12 protein-coding genes are annotated in these 13518 nt (G+C 61.4%); 7 read left to right on the top strand and 5 right to left on the bottom strand.

Annotation, left to right across the window (positions count from 1 at the left end; translation table 11 throughout):
* Positions 1-328: 328 nt before the first annotated feature.
* Together VGL22_RS20630 and VGL22_RS20625 are read right to left on the bottom strand one after the other, a co-directional pair.
* Positions 329-1132 carry an RHS repeat-associated core domain-containing protein gene (locus tag VGL22_RS20630; protein WP_465268852.1) on the bottom strand — a complete coding sequence of 268 codons (804 nt, stop codon included), beginning with the start codon at positions 1130-1132 and terminating at the stop codon, positions 329-331.
* Positions 1133-1308: 176 nt separating this feature from the next.
* Positions 1309-3540 (bottom strand): alpha-galactosidase, encoded by a 2232-nt coding sequence (locus VGL22_RS20625; protein WP_465268851.1) that lies wholly within the window; start codon positions 3538-3540, stop codon positions 1309-1311.
* 268 nt (positions 3541-3808) lie between these two features.
* On the opposite strand from VGL22_RS20625, the gene VGL22_RS20620 reads away from it, so the two are divergent.
* The 5 genes from VGL22_RS20620 (at position 3809) to VGL22_RS20600 (ending at position 10933) form a co-directional block, all read left to right on the top strand.
* Positions 3809-5254: a sensor histidine kinase gene (locus VGL22_RS20620; RefSeq protein ID WP_465268850.1), complete on the top strand. Its 1446-nt coding sequence runs from the start codon at positions 3809-3811 to the stop codon at positions 5252-5254.
* A gap of 557 nt (positions 5255-5811) precedes the next feature.
* On the top strand, positions 5812-7338 hold the full coding sequence (locus tag VGL22_RS20615; protein WP_465268849.1) for a sensor histidine kinase: 1527 nt from the start codon (positions 5812-5814) through the stop codon (positions 7336-7338).
* Positions 7335-8270: a response regulator gene (locus VGL22_RS20610; RefSeq protein WP_465268848.1), complete on the top strand. Its 936-nt coding sequence runs from the start codon at positions 7335-7337 to the stop codon at positions 8268-8270. Before VGL22_RS20615 ends, VGL22_RS20610 begins: the two co-directional genes overlap by 4 nt.
* Positions 8267-9343, top strand: coding sequence for a two-component system sensor histidine kinase NtrB (locus tag VGL22_RS20605; protein WP_465268847.1), 1077 nt, complete (start codon positions 8267-8269; stop codon positions 9341-9343). The genes VGL22_RS20610 and VGL22_RS20605 overlap by 4 nt, the downstream gene beginning before the upstream one ends.
* A 144-nt stretch (positions 9344-9487) precedes the next feature.
* Positions 9488-10933, top strand: coding sequence for a nitronate monooxygenase (locus VGL22_RS20600; RefSeq protein ID WP_465268846.1), 1446 nt, complete (start codon positions 9488-9490; stop codon positions 10931-10933).
* 52 nt (positions 10934-10985) lie between these two features.
* Here VGL22_RS20600 and VGL22_RS20595 read toward each other — a convergent pair whose 3' ends face one another.
* The 3 genes from VGL22_RS20595 to VGL22_RS20585 form a co-directional block, all read right to left on the bottom strand.
* Positions 10986-11312: an ArsR/SmtB family transcription factor gene (locus VGL22_RS20595; protein ID WP_465268845.1), complete on the bottom strand. Its 327-nt coding sequence runs from the start codon at positions 11310-11312 to the stop codon at positions 10986-10988.
* A gap of 14 nt (positions 11313-11326) precedes the next feature.
* Positions 11327-11809 carry an SRPBCC domain-containing protein gene (locus tag VGL22_RS20590; RefSeq protein ID WP_465268844.1) on the bottom strand — a complete coding sequence of 161 codons (483 nt, stop codon included), beginning with the start codon at positions 11807-11809 and terminating at the stop codon, positions 11327-11329.
* Positions 11810-11974: 165 nt separating this feature from the next.
* Complete coding sequence (locus VGL22_RS20585; protein WP_465268843.1) at positions 11975-12199, bottom strand: hypothetical protein; 225 nt, start codon at positions 12197-12199, stop codon at positions 11975-11977.
* Between the two features lie 48 nt (positions 12200-12247).
* Between VGL22_RS20585 and VGL22_RS20580 the strand changes: the two genes are divergently transcribed.
* Both VGL22_RS20580 and VGL22_RS20575 read left to right on the top strand, forming a co-directional pair.
* The gene (locus VGL22_RS20580) at positions 12248-12583 is read left to right on the top strand and encodes a DNA-primase RepB domain-containing protein (RefSeq protein ID WP_465268842.1); all 336 of its coding nucleotides are present in this window, start codon (positions 12248-12250) and stop codon (positions 12581-12583) included.
* A gap of 159 nt (positions 12584-12742) precedes the next feature.
* A partial coding sequence (locus VGL22_RS20575; protein ID WP_465268841.1) for a WG repeat-containing protein occupies positions 12743-13518 on the top strand: 776 nt, incomplete at its 3' end.

The following is a 13518-nucleotide window of genomic DNA, read 5'->3' as shown; positions in this document are numbered from 1 at the left end:
ATGAAATGAGCGACAGCGATTGCTACGGAGACGAAGGCCACAAGGCCAGCTCTCGTTCCTCTGGGACTCCTTAATGCCGTGATGAATGACAAGAGCATGCTCAAAAATCCGGCAAGGCAAATCCTAAACATCCACCATCGTCCAGACATGGACATTGGCTGTGCATAAGCATTGATGCCGCCCCAAACTGCAAACATGGCTATGGCAAATATGATTAGCCAAATAGACAATCGTGATCCAAGTGCACGAAGCGGGATGAGCAGAGCGACAATAACGGTTACAGCGCAGAGACTCGCGAACGTCCTCCAAAGTGTTTGCATATTTTGTCCTATTCGTCTGAACAAGAAAGGCATCTCAGTAGGCCCCTAACCGTGAACACAACACTTGACTCACGACTCGGTGCGTTAGTTTGGGATGAGGGCAGGTTGTGCACGCACATCGCAAGACTTGCATCACAACCGCGTTCCCACTGCGTTTGGGAGTCTTTCTGTTTCTGAGTTTGGGATCCTGCTAGGTCGGACGTCCCACCGCTTAAAACGCGACCGTTCGAGTAGCACATATCGTGAGATTGGTAGCAGCCGTCGTGTGGGTCGACCGGGGCAGCCAGCTTTTTTTGGTCTCCAACGCTCAGATCTTCATAGGCTTCTGTTCGTCCTCCGGTCCAGCCCGGGCCGCCCCAGTTCCCGTAATGGATGAAGCCTCCGTTGTTGAGTTTTCCTGAGCTCTTCTCTTTGTCGGTTGGGGCTTTCGGCTGTTTATCCTTTACCCCTTGCTGAGTTTTCCAATTTGCATAGCCGTCTTGTATTGAGCCGCCGTTTGATACAGCATCGCGAATAGCTGCACACAAACCAGGATTAGCCTTACAGGAATCTCCTGCGTGTCCATCTGGATCGACTCCGCTCATCGGATTGTTGAGCATGTACGAATACAGATTCAAGGATTGTGGATTGCCCAATTTCGCATAGGGCACTGGCTCAACCTTTGCACTCCAGTCAGGCGACATGAAGCGCCCCATCGTAGACGCGTAGTATCTAGCCCCGAAGTAGTCGTTGCCTGATTCTGTGTCTCTTTCTTTGCCGGTGGAACGAGATGGCGGGCGCGACACCTCATCTGTCCGTGTGGTGATGAGCATCGTAAATGTGGCGGGTCCCACCGTAACGCTATCCCCGGTCTCAAAAGCGAGACCGGGGGCACCCTCGCGTTGTGGTTGAATCAGCATTTCAAGACCGGACCATCCGGCGTCGTAGCGGTGGCGGGGCGTCGCAGCGATAGAGGAGGTTGAGCCGGGGTCATCGGCTTGGTCTGGATTTATTTGCGATCCAGGCGGAAGGCGGCGGCTTGGAAGTCGCCGCGGAAGTTGTCGTCCATGTCGAGGCCGTGGTTCATCCAGAAGGCGCCGCTGGCGGTGGCGGGGGCGTTGTGGCTGGCTTTGCCTTCAATCGGCGTGACCGTGTACTGCGCCTGGGGGTCGAGGCCTTTGAGTTTCAGGATGGGGAAGCCGCGGCCTTCCTGGGTGGAGTGGATGAAGGCGAAGACGACGGACTGGGTCTTATCGTGGTTGACGGTCTGGGTGGCGGAGAACTCGCTGCCATTGCGCGGTGAGATGAGGCGGTACAGGTCGCCCTGCACGATGGTGGGCTGCACTTCGTGATAGGCGGCGATGAGGCGCTTAGCGACGGCGAGGTCCTGGTCGCTCCACTTGGCGATGTTGTCGCCGATGCCGAGCGAGCCCTGCATGGAGCTGAGCATGCGGTAGGCGAGGGAGGTGGTCCGCTTATTGAGCCAGTGGGGCGAGGCCGTGACCCAGGCCATCATGATCTGCGGCGTGTAGGCGTAGCTGAAGCCGTCCTGGATGGTGAGGCGGTCGAAGGGGTCGGTGTTGTCAGAGGGCCAGACTTCGTCGGTGTAGCGGAGGATGCCGAGGTCAACGCGGCCGCCACCGCCGGAGCAGGATTCGATTTCGACGTTGGGATGGCGCTTACGCAGCTCGGCGAGGATGCCGTAGAGGTTCTGGGTGAAGGCGACGTAGACCTTTTTCTGCTCGGCGGGTGGGAGCTGGTCCCAGCCGGGCTCGCTCCAGTTGCGGTTGTAGTCCCACTTGAGGAAGGCGATGTCGTTCTCGTTGAGCAGCTTGTCGAGGAAGCCGAGGACGTAATCACGGACGTCAGTGCGGGCGAGGTTGAGGACGAGCTGGTTGCGGGCCTCGGAGCGGGGGCGGTTGGGGAAGTTCAGGACCCAATCGGGATGGGCGCGGTAGAGGTCGGAGTTGGGGTTCACCATTTCGGGTTCGACCCAGAGGCCGAAGTCCATGTGGAGGGAGTGGACCTTGTCGATGAGGGGTTTGAGGCCGTTGGGGAATTTCTCTTTGTTGACGTACCAGTCGCCGAGTCCGGCGTTGTCGACTTTGCGCTGGCCGAACCAGCCGTCGTCCATGACGAAGCGATCGATGCCGAGGGCGGCGGCCTTCTCGGCGAGGGCGGACTGGCCCGTTTCGGTGACGTTGTACTCGGTGGCTTCCCAGGAGTTGTAGATGACGGGGCGGGGCTTGGGCAGGGGCTGGCCGGCAGTTTTGGCGGTGCGGGGCAGGATGTTGTGGTTCTCGAAGGAATGCAGCAGGCGGGAGGCGCCGCCAAGGCCGTGCGCGGAGTAGCCGCCGTAGAAGATGGGGGTGTCGAGCTTCTCGCCGGGCTTGAGGACGTAGCCGAAGTCGAAGGGGTTGAAGCCGCCGGTGACGCGCACGGCGTCGAGCTGGTCTTGCTCGACAACGATGCGCCAGGAGCCGGACCAGCCAAGGGCGCCGAACCAGACTTCGCCGTGGTCTTCGTCGGCGGCGCCGGGTTGAGTTACGGACTGGACCGCGAACCAGGGGTTGGCCTGGTGGCCGGTGGAACCGCGGCGGCTTTCGATGACGCGGGCGCCGTGCTGCAGGGGTTCCTGGGTGAGGTTGTATTCGCCTCCCCAGCGGCCGGTGAGGTAGTTCAGCGTGTATTGGCCGCGCGGGAGGGCCCAGGCGGCCGCGGCGGCCTGCTCGATGGTCACTGGCGCGGACTCGCGGCTCTCGATGGTGGCGGAGCGGGCCAGGATGCCGGTTTCGGGGTCGATGGCGTAGTGCAGGGTGACGTAGATGGGGCGGGAGATGTCTTTGAGGACGACGTCAAGTCCGCCGGGCTTGTCGGTGTGGCTGTCGTAATGGAGGACGAGGTCGCGGTTGCCGTCGGCGAAGGTGATTTTGAGAGCGGGCTCGACGTAGAGGCCGGCGCCCCAGCCGACGTACTCCTGGGGTGTGGTGGAGTAGGGCGGGTCGAAGGAGGCCACTTCGCGCATGGGCTGAGCGGGGGAAAGCTTGTCGGAGTCGGCGAGACGGGCGCCCCAGTACATCTGCTGGAGTTCGCCGCGGGGATTGACGCCGAAGACGTAGGTGACATTGCCGCCGTCGAGGCGGAATTCCTTTGTACCCATATCGAACCTCGCGGCGGAGGATTGGGCGGGAAGCAAAGCTGCGAAACAGAACAGGAGGGTGGCTGGAAGCGTTTTCAACATGCGCGATTCCTCTTTTTTCGAACCAGATAGATAGTACGGTACGAGGTGCCGTGGCCCGTACTATTGGCTCGTGCTGAACCTGTCCAAGAGAAATGGAAGCTCGTGGTCTGACACCCTGTCGCCAGAGACAAGGCGACAGGGTGGGGCACGGAAGGTTCGTAGCGAATCAGCATCGCAAACGGCGCCTGCTTTGGGTTCTTGGTTTCGCACCGGATAAATGCCGAGGTTCGGGTATTCTGAGATTGGGTCTCCCCCGGAGGTCGCGGTCATGCTCTCGTCCCTTGCATCCCCACCCGCCACACCCACGCCTGTAGAACAGATAGTCGATGCCCTGGAGCGTGTCGCGCCGCTGCAGGGGTTAGCGTATCAAGACCGCTTGTGGCTTGCCGAGCATGGCGAGGAACTGGTAGCGGAGGCGGGCGAGGTGCTGTTTGAAGAAACCACGCCGGCAGACAAGCTGGTGCTGATTCTCAAGGGCGAGATCCATGTGCAGCGGGCGCGCGGCACAACCATACCTATCTTTATTGGGCGCACGGGGCAGATGACCGGTCTGCTTCCCTTCTCGCGCATGAAGACCTTTGGCGGGCACGGCGTGGCAGCCGCCAAGGTGTGGGCGCTTACGGTGCCACGGGCGTTGTTTCCGGAGATGCTGCAAGCGATTCCAAGCATGGCGCAGCGGTGTGTTTCCACGCTGCTGGACCGGGTGCGCGAGGTGACGCGGATTGAGCAGCAGGCGGAGAAGCTGACGGCACTGGGCAAGCTGGCCGGCAACCTGGCACACGAGCTGAACAATCCGGCGTCGGCCGCGCAGAGAGCGGCTTCAGGGCTGGTGATGGAACTGCGCGCGAACCGCGAGAACCGCTTCAAGCTGGTGAACCTGTGCCTGACGGAAAAGCAGATCAGCCAGGTGGAAGGCTGGGAGCGGACCATCTTCGCGCGCAAGCCGACGCAGCCGGGTCCGGATGCGGCGGAGCAGATCAGCCGTGAAGAGACGTTGCGCAACTGGCTGACTTCCCTGCCCTGCGAAGGTGCGTGGGATGTGGCTCCAGACCTGGCGGAGCATGGCATCACGATTGAGGATCTGGATCAACTGCACAAGATACTGGAGGCGAACGGGACCTGCGTTACGCTGCAGTATTTTGCGCGGTATCTGCGCTCCACGCGGTCAGTGGAGACGCTGATTGCGTCGACGGCGCGCATCTTCGACCTGATCAGCGCCGTGAAGACGTACTCGAACATGGATCGCGCGGCGATCTCCGAGGTGGATGTACCGGCGGGGCTCGAGGCGACGGTGCAGATGCACAACTCGCGCCTGAAGCGAGTGACGGTAGAGCGGCACTATCAGGAGGATCTGCCGTGTATCAGCGCCTATGGCGGTGAGCTCAACCAGGTGTGGACGTCGCTGATTGAGAACGCGCTGGACGCGATGGCCTGCATGGATACGCCGAGGCGGCTGAAGCTGGTGGCGCGCCGCGATGGCGAGATGCTGCTGGTGGAGATCTCGGACAATGGGCCGGGCATTCCGCCGGAGTTGAAGGACCGGGTATTCGAGCCGTTCTTTACCACCAAGCCGCCGGGACACGCGCTGGGCCTGGGGCTGGACCACGCGATGCGGATTGTGCGCAAGCATCGAGGGCACCTGGAGGTGCGCTCGGAGCCGGGAGACACGTGTTTCCGGGTGCGGCTGCCGCTGGATCAGTTCCAGGCGTATTGAGAGAGCAGTTCCAGGCGTATTGAGAGAGCTCCACCCCCCGGGGGGGGTGGGAGTACTGATTGGTAACGGGCCGGCGCTCTGCTGCGATGCGGGAGTGGCTCGAATCTCAGCCTGGGGCCTGGCGATGCGCGCTCGGGCAGGTGATGTGGATCACAAATCTAAGTTTCATAAGCCACTTATCGTCAGCGACCTAGTTCACTCTTCGCCCTAAAGGTCAAAAAAAACGTACTTCGTAACTTTCTGGTAAACATTGCTCCAGATGCTGGGGAGCGGCTGCGGAGAATGCTGAAGGTTGAGACGGGTTTTGAGCGCAACACTCCTTCGCCGCCGGCGCGCAGCAGGAAGCTAGTATGCCGGGATCGCAATGGGGACGCTGTGCGCGCCGTCACAGGCAGTGAAGAGCAGCAAACCAAACAGCTCCGCAAGTGCATCCAAGTATTCACGTAGCCGAAAGCAGACGTGTGAATTTTTCATGATGTCGTAGGCAGACGATGCATTTCCGCCTGCAGGGCCCCCGCACATAGAAGGACTGCAGACCTGCAGGAGCCCTTTCGTTCATGAGCGTGACGGAAAGCCGAATCCCGACGACCGCCAAGTATACGCCCCCTCTTCAATCCGAACGCGTGTTCCGCATCCTGGTGGAAGGGGTGCGCGATTACGCGATCTTCCTTCTTGATCCGGTGGGCAATGTGGCTTCATGGAATCCGGGCGCGGAGCGCATCAAGGGGTACACGGCCCAGGAGATCATCGGAACCAATTTCAGCAACTTCTATCCGCAGGTGGACCGGGATGCCGGCAAGCCGGAGTATGAGCTGAAGGTGGCGGCGGAGACGGGCCGGTTTGAGGACGAGGGCTGGCGCATCCGCAAAGACGGCTCGCGTTTCTGGGCCAGCGTTGTGATCACGCGCGTGTGTGACGAGAACGGGAAGTTGATCGGCTATGGAAAGATCACGCGCGACCTCACGGAGCGGCGCATCGCCGAGCAGCGCTACCGGCTTCTGGTGGAGGGCGTATCGGACTACGCCATCTACTCGCTGGACGTGAACGGGAACGTGACGAGCTGGAATGCGGGCGCGCAGCGGATCAAGGGCTACAACGATTTCGAAATTCTGGGTAAGCACTTCTCAAGCTTTTACACGCCGGAAGATGCGGCGGCGGGAATGCCGGCGAAGGTGCTGCAGACGGCCGCGGATACCGGGCACTTTGAGGGCGAAGGCTGGCGGATGCGCAAGGACGGGACGCGGTTCTGGTCGAGTGTTGTGGTTACGCCCATCCGCAACGACGAGGGCATACTGATTGGCTTCTCGAAGATCACGCGCGATGTGACGGACCGCAAGAAGCTTCTGGACCAGATTCAAAAGCACGCCGAGGAACTGGAGCTGCGCATTGCCGAGCGCGAACAGACCAACGCGGAGCTGGAAGCATTCAGCTATTCGGTTTCGCACGATCTGCGCGCGCCATTGCGGGCGATTGAAGGATTCACCCAGGCGTTTATCGAGGACTACGGCAAGGACGTGCCGGAGCAGGGCCTCGAGTATCTGAGCGAGGTTACGGCGGCCAGCAAGCGCATGAATCGGCTGGTGCAGGACCTGCTGAACTTCAGCCGGCTGGGGCGGATCCATTTCGAGATGCAGCCGGTGCGGGTGGCTGAGATGGCGCAAGAGGCGATCAAGCAGTTATCGGAGGGGCGGGAATTTGTGCACGTGCGCGATCTCGATCACCTGCGGGCGGTGGCGCATCCGCAGACGCTGGTGCAGGCGGTGAGCAACCTGGTGAGCAACGCGCTGAAATTTGTTTCTCCGGAGAAGACGCCGGAGGTGGTGGTTTCAGCGGAGCGGATCGGCGAGTGCGTGCGGATTTCAGTGAAGGACAATGGGATTGGCATTGCGTCCGAGCACCAGGAGAAGATTTTTCAGGTGTTTGAGCGGCTGCACGGGCAGGAGCAGTTTCCGGGCACGGGGATTGGACTGGCGATTGTGAAGCGGGGGATACAGCGCATGGGTGGGCGAGTGGGGCTGCAATCGAAACCCGGCGAAGGCAGCACATTCTGGGTGGAATTACCGGAGGCCGCTGAGAACGTATGAACCATACCATCCTGCTGGTGGAGGATGATCCTTCCGACAGTATTTTGATCAAGCGGGCGTTCGACAAAGCCGAGTTGAATGCGACTCTGGTGCGCGCCAAAGACGGGGACGACGCGGTGGCCTACCTGGACGGCACGGGGCCGTATCAGAACCGGGAAGAGTACCCGCTGCCGTCCCTGGTGCTGCTGGACATCAAGCTGCCGCGGAGGTCGGGGTTCGAAGTGCTGTCATGGATTCGGCGCGACCCGAGGCCGTTGCGGAGGCTTCCAGTGGTGATGCTGACGTCGTCACGCCATTCCGTGGATATCAATCGCGCTTACGAACTGGGCGCGAATGCTTACACGGTGAAGCCGGACACGAATGCGGAGCTTACCGAACTTTTGCGGTGTGTGAAGGATTTCTGGCTTGGCAAGAACGAGTACCCGATCACCTGCGCGACGCCGGCCGACGGATCGACCACGGGATTGAATGGGGCGAAGGCGCAAGAGCGCACGATTCTGCTGGTGGAGGATGAACGATCGGACGCGATGCTGATTACGCGCGCGCTGAATCGCGCCGGGTACAACGGCGCCATTGAGCATGCGCTGGACGCCACTGTGGCTCTCTCGTGGCTGCACCGGCAAAGCGAGGGGCCGACGCTGCCCTCGCTGGTTCTGCTGGATCTGAAGCTCCCGGGCATGTCGGGGTTTGAGCTGATGGACGAGATCCGGCGTACGCCGAATCTGCGGCAGGTGCCGATTGTGGTGCTTGCAGGTTCAAAGGACGCGGATACGATCAACCGCGCCTACGAGCGCGGCGCAAATTCTTACCTGGTGAAGAGCCCCGATCCGGATGAAGTGAACCGGCTGATGACCTTTCTGCAACAGTACTGGCTGAACGTGAATCAGCACGCGACGAGGCATCGCCCTTCGCCGCGGGGAATGGACGCGTGAGGGAGCCCCTGGTGCACCAATTCGATCCAGATGGACCGGCAAGGCCGGCACTTTCGCCCACGGAAGTCCAGACCATTCTGGGTGCGGAGCAACGCGGACTCTGCGTGATCGATCCGCAGGGCGCGTGCCGCTATGTGACTCCGAGTTTCTGCCGGCTGCTGGGCTATGCGCAGACGGAAGTTGTGGGCAAGCATGTGGACCGAATCCTGAAGCCTTTTCCGCAGGAGGGGCTCAAGCCCGACGCTGTTCGCGATCTGGAAGTCGTTTTGACCCGCAAAGACGGCTCGCGGTTTCCAGCGCGCATGAACCTGCAGGAGCTTACGGGGACAGGCGCGCCGACCGGATCGGCGCTCTATGTGGAGGACCTGACCCAGCAGAAGCACATGGAAGATGTGCTGCGCAAGACGGAGAAGCTAGCCTCTGCGGGACGCATGGCGGCGGCGATTGCGCATGAGATCAACAATCCTCTGGAAGCGGTGACGAACCTGCTCTACCTGTTGCGAACCGAGATGCCGAACTCGCAGGCGGAACGTTATTTGTCGCTGCTGGAGAGTGAAGTGGAGCGGGTTTCAAGGATTGCGCGGCAGACGCTGGCTTTCTATCGCGAGAAGGGCAATCCAGGGCGGGTGGACGCGCGCGAGTTGCTGAACATCGCCGTGGATGTGCATTCGACGCGCAATCCGGATGTTCGCGTTCATCGCAGGTATCGGACCACGGCGGTGGTGTCAGGTTTTGCGTCAGAGCTGCAGCAGGTGTTCCACAACCTGATTGGAAACGCGATTGACGCGGGAGCGAAAGACATCTATCTGCACACGCGGACGTGCGTGGAGACGGCTCCGCCGCGGCGGCATGGATTGTGCATAGCGGTGGCCGATAACGGCAGCGGCATCGATCCTGCGGTGCGGCGGCAACTGTTCCATCCATTTGTGACCACCAAGGGCGATCACGGGACCGGTCTTGGCCTGTGGACCAGCCGGGGGATCGTGGTGCGCCACGAAGGGAACATCAAGGTGCGCAGTTCCACTGCGCCCGGGCGTTCCGGTACGTGCTTCGTGATCTTTCTTCCACGCTGAGGCGGCTGCGAGAGCGGGCGGGGAGTGCAGGAAGGGTATTGGGGCGCGGGACGGCAGGCCGAAAGCGGGCCAATGGGCGAATGCCGCCTTCAGCTGTGAGCGCCGTCACAAGACATTGCTGTCCCCGGTGAAACAATCCCCCAAGTGCCTCAACTTCCCAAGATCATTCAGGGCGGAATGGGCGTGGGTGTCTCGAACTGGCGACTCGCTCAGGCCGTCTCGAATCTCGGACAGCTCGGCGTGGTCTCCGGCACCGCGCTTGACCAGGTCCTTGTGCGCCGCCTGGTCGATGGCGACCCAGGCGGAGCGATTCGCCGCGCGCTGGCCGCGTTCCCCTTCCCTGCCATGGCAAGCCGCATCTGGCACGAATTTTTTGTCCCCGGCGGCAAGCCGCCCGAGCAGCCCTACCCAAGGCTGCCGCTGCATCATCATCGCCAGCCGCGCAAGCTGGTGGAGCTGTGCATCACGGCTAATTTTGTCGAGGTGTTTCTGGCGCGCGAGGGGCACATCAACCCGGTGGGCATCAACTTTCTTGAGAAGGTTCAGCTGCCGCATCTTGCGTCGATTTACGGGGCCATGCTGGCGGGGGTGGGGTATGTCCTGATGGGGGCTGGAATTCCTTCGCAGATTCCCGGGATTCTGGACGCATACGCTGCCGGGCGTTCGGCGGAGTATCGCCTGTCGGTTTCCGGTCATGCGGAGGCGACGGAGGAAGCGGTGGCCCGCTTCAATCCTGCCGACTACGCCGAGAGGCCGATTCTGCCGGTGCTGGCACGGCCGCAGTTTCTGGCGATTGTCTCCTCACACACGCTGGCGGCAAGCCTGCTGCGGCGGGCGTCAGGCCGCGTGGATGGATTTGTGGTGGAAGGGCCGACGGCCGGCGGACACAACGCGCCGCCGCGGGGCAAGCTGCAGCTCAACGATGCCGGCGAGCCGCAATATGGGCAACGGGACAGGGTGGATCTGGGCGCGATGCGGGCGCTGGGCGTGCCGTTCTGGCTGGCCGGCGGATACGGCACTCCGGAGAAGCTGGCGGAGGCGCTTGCGGAAGGCGCGGCGGGTGTCCAGGTGGGCACGGCATTCGCGTTCTCCGATGAGTCCGGCTTGCGCGACGACCTGAAACGCGATCTCCTGGCCAAGGCCGCCGGAGGCGCGGGCCGAGTGCTGACAGACCCCCTCGCTTCGCCTACGGGATTTCCTTTCAAGGTGGCGCAGCTCGAGGGGACGGCGTCTGATCCCGGGGTCGCGCAGAATCGTTGCCGGGTGTGCGACCTGGGATTTTTGCGCGAAGCCTACGCGCGGCCCGATGGGGATTTGGCGTGGCGCTGCTCCGCGGAGCCGGTGGACTGCTACGTGGCCAAAGGCGGCGCGGAGGAGGCTACCCGCGGGCGCAAGTGCCTGTGCAATGCCCTACTGGCCAACATCGGCCACGCGCAGATCCGAAGCGTGGATGGGGCGATCGTACTGGAACCGGCGCTCGTGACTCTGGGGGACGACATCAACAATGTCGCGCGGTTCCTGGGTCCCGACAAAGCCACTTATTCGGCGGCCGATGTGCTGTCGGCGCTACTGGTGCCGCAGGCGGTCTGAGCCGGCATTCCGGACGGCGCATCCGACAGCACCATCACGTTTTTGGCAAAGATCAGGGATTCTCCAGCAGACCGCCCAGGCGATCCATCCTGCGCTCCCATTCCGTGCGATGTTCCCTCACCCAACGATCCAGTGCGTCAAGGCCCGCGGTGCCGATGCGGCAGGTGCGCACGCGGCCCAGCTTCTCGGTGTGAGCGAGGCCGCACTCCTCGAGGATTTGAAGATGCTGGGCCACGGCGGTGAGGGTGATGCCCAGCGGCGCCGCGAGCTCTGAGACGGAGTGCGGGCGCTGCGTCAATCGATCCAGAATGGCGCGGCGTGTGGGGTCGCCGAGGGCATGAAACAGCCGGTCCACGTTGATGTTTGCTGTTGGCGCCATGCTGTCTCCCGGTGTCAATTCTGATGAACCACGTCAACGAGCCGATTGAGCAAGCCGTTCCATCCGGCTTTGATCAGCGCTACCGGGTCGGGGCCGAGGCCTTCAAAGAAGGCTCCCTGAACGGTGCAGATGAGGTCCGTTCCTGTGTCGGTGGGGAGAAGCTCGAAGGTGGTGAGGGATGCTTCGAGGCGCTTGTCGCCTGAGGACATGGTGGTGGCGGTCACGACGCGTTCATTGGGGACGATGTCCTGAAAGTGGCCGTCGTTGATGATGACCATGCCGGCGACGGGGGTGGTGGGGCCGAGCCGGTAGACGAAGCGGCGCGTGCCGCCCACGGCGAAGCGGAGGGAGAACTCCAGGGTTTCGCTGGTGCTGGGGTCGGTGAACCACTGCCGAACTTTGTCGGGCTCGGAGAGGGCCGCGAAAACGGTCGCGGCGGGTTTGGAGAAACTGCGGTCGATTACGAATGTGCTGTGTATGACTTTCTGGTCTGGCATGTTGATCCTCCTTCTGCTGCAGCATTCAATACTGAAGCAGTTACTTCACTATCGGCTCGACGAGGATAATTGTCAAGTGGATACTTCAGTATTTTTGGGAGAGCGTTTTGGGGAAGGTTTTTGGGGGGTGCGGGGCTTCCAGCTCAGGGTTTGCTGCGGGCTTGCTCAGGGTTTGCGGCGGGCTTGTTTCTGCACATCGCCGGTCCAGGCGAGGAATCTGAGTAGCTCCCAGCGGGAGGTCCACATGAAGGCTAATATGTCGCGCATGGTGAGCTTCTCTGCCCAGAGGCCGGAGTAGGTCTCGATGCGCCAGCGGAGGTATTCGCTGCGCCAGGGGGTGAGGCGCGAGCCGCGGGTCGCGTTCCATAGAAAACGGATGGGTTCGAACACGGTGGTTCCTGTGTTCCAGTATAGCGAGCGGCGGGGTGTGGCCTGGGAGTGTGGCTTCCAGGTTTGTGGCGGTGCAATCATTGCGGGCGGCTGCCCGGCATTACCAATTGCAAGCCCAAACACAGGCAGGCAAACGGACTCTTCCCTTTCGTTCTTCTGCGCAGTTCGTCGGGGAGTCCGTTTACGCGCGCCGCACCCGAAGCGAAGCAGGGTGTAGTGACCAGCAAACTCAACAGGGGACTTTGCACCGTCGCGGATTCGGGTTCGGAAGCTCCTCTGGTCGCTAGTCAGAATCGGGCGGGCAGGCGCGACGGGATGGACTGCCCTAAGAGCGCAGTTGGAATTAGCGCGAAAAGCAACGCGGCGCGGTTCATTGTGCAATGATAGCCGCGTTATGCAGGTCCCCTCTGATTTGTCGTCGCTGGAAAGTTTAGCGTGAGCCAGATCACCTCGACGACACCGACCTCGAGATTTTCTCCTAGGCGGTGACTCAGGCGGAACCCCGCGATCTGCTAGCCTCTACTCGTGGAAATGACGCACAGGTTGGCTTGGACGGATCGGCTGTTCCCGGTTTTCGTGCGACAGGGGCGAAGCCGAAAGCGATACAAAGCCGGGTACATCAATTGTCTCGGCGAAATCGCCGTGCCAGCCGTATTCGAGGAAGCATTTCCCTTCCGTAACGGACTCGCCTCGGTCAAACAAGGTGGCCGATGGGGAGCGATCAATTCAAACGGTGATTTAGTGATTCCAGCGGCATACGGAAGCCCGCTCATCTTTTCTGAGGAACTCGCACAGTTCTCTACCAGCGATCCGAAGAGCGGTGACATTCGCGGCCTGATCTCTGCAACCGGAGAAGTCGTCGTCAGGCCGCGTTACCGAAGCATTAGCCATTTCAGCGGAGGTCTTGCCTGTATATACGACGGCACGCTTTATGGCTACATTGACCGGGACGGAAATCTGGTGATCCCACCGTTTTTCGAGGATGCGCGGGCATTCTCCGAAGGAGTCGCGGCTGTGAAACTCAATGGCGCGTGGGGATACATCAATCCCGACGCTTCTACCGCCATTCCCATGCGTTTCTTTTGCGAGCGCGGGATGGCTGGCCCATTCAGACAGGGCAGGGCACGGGTCGCACGAAACGGCAAATGGGGGCACATCAATCGGGATGTTGAGTTCGTGACCGAACCGCGCTTCGATATGGCCTATGAATTCTCAGAAGGAATGGCGCCGGTGATTCTCGATAAACGAACCGGGTACGTGAACCTGCAAGGAGAACTTGCCGTTCAAGCCGCCTATCTAAGGGGAGACCGATTCTCGGA

This window comes from Occallatibacter sp. (genome assembly GCF_036502485.1).
Taxonomy (GTDB): Bacteria; Acidobacteriota; Terriglobia; order Terriglobales; family Acidobacteriaceae; genus Telmatobacter.
This window is presented reverse-complemented; position numbering and strand designations above follow the sequence as displayed.

What these genes read in the sequence shown, in the direction of transcription:
- VGL22_RS20630 (WP_465268852.1), bottom strand. Translation starts at nt 1,132, where the DNA reads ATGCTCATCACCACACGGACAGATGAGGTGTCGCGCCCGCCATCTCGT.
- VGL22_RS20625 (WP_465268851.1), bottom strand. Translation starts at nt 3,540, where the DNA reads ATGTTGAAAACGCTTCCAGCCACCCTCCTGTTCTGTTTCGCAGCTTTG.
- VGL22_RS20620 (WP_465268850.1), top strand. Translation starts at nt 3,809, where the DNA reads ATGCTCTCGTCCCTTGCATCCCCACCCGCCACACCCACGCCTGTAGAA.
- VGL22_RS20615 (WP_465268849.1), top strand. Translation starts at nt 5,812, where the DNA reads ATGAGCGTGACGGAAAGCCGAATCCCGACGACCGCCAAGTATACGCCC.
- VGL22_RS20610 (WP_465268848.1), top strand. Translation starts at nt 7,335, where the DNA reads ATGAACCATACCATCCTGCTGGTGGAGGATGATCCTTCCGACAGTATT.
- VGL22_RS20595 (WP_465268845.1), bottom strand. Translation starts at nt 11,312, where the DNA reads ATGGCGCCAACAGCAAACATCAACGTGGACCGGCTGTTTCATGCCCTC.
- VGL22_RS20590 (WP_465268844.1), bottom strand. Translation starts at nt 11,809, where the DNA reads ATGCCAGACCAGAAAGTCATACACAGCACATTCGTAATCGACCGCAGT.